1 protein-coding gene is annotated in these 632 nt (G+C 46.8%); it reads left to right on the plus strand.

Annotation, left to right across the window (positions count from 1 at the left end; translation table 11 throughout):
• Window positions 1-632: conjugal transfer protein TraF (gene traF, locus RTW80_RS26795; protein ID WP_312721127.1), on the plus strand; the 632-nt coding region annotated here is incomplete at both ends.

Here is a 632-nt window from a genome sequence, read left to right on the forward strand (position 1 = left end):
GCTGTAGATAACCAGCATGGCGTACAACAGGCAGCGGCAAATCTTAGACATCGTCTGCCGGAATTCCGCAATATCAATGCAGATGCTCAGGTAGGTGTATCAGCTGTAGCAGCCATGGCAAATGACACTCTGCCGTTTGCCCTTATGGTCAAGTCTTACGGAACTGTCAGCGTAAACGGAAAAGTAAACGATGCAGACCTGGATTATCTGGACAAAGTTGCCAATGGAACAATTACCGACGTCGATAAGAATGCCCTGACATTCGGGCGTGCAGCTGTAATTACCGACGTCGGAATTTCATTTGCCAAAGAACTGGAAACGGCCGGACAAAAATGGTCTCTTGGCGTCACACCAAAATATCAGCGTGTGGACCTGTTTAACTACAACGTAACGGTTCGTGATTACGACAAAGACGATTTTGACGGTGACAAGTACCACAACACGAAAAACGGATTCAACGCCGATATTGGTGCTTATACAGACCTGAATGACAACTGGACTGTCGGTCTTGTTGCCCAGAACATCATTCCACGCAGTATTGATACTAAAGTCGTCAATGGCTTTAAAGAAACCTACAAAGTTCGTCCACAGGCAACCGCCGGTGTATCCTGGCATAATGACCTGTTTACCAC

Origin of the sequence: Escherichia sp. AM3 (genome assembly GCF_032029835.1) — a bacterium.
Lineage (GTDB): Bacteria > Pseudomonadota > Gammaproteobacteria > Enterobacterales > Enterobacteriaceae > Escherichia > Escherichia coli.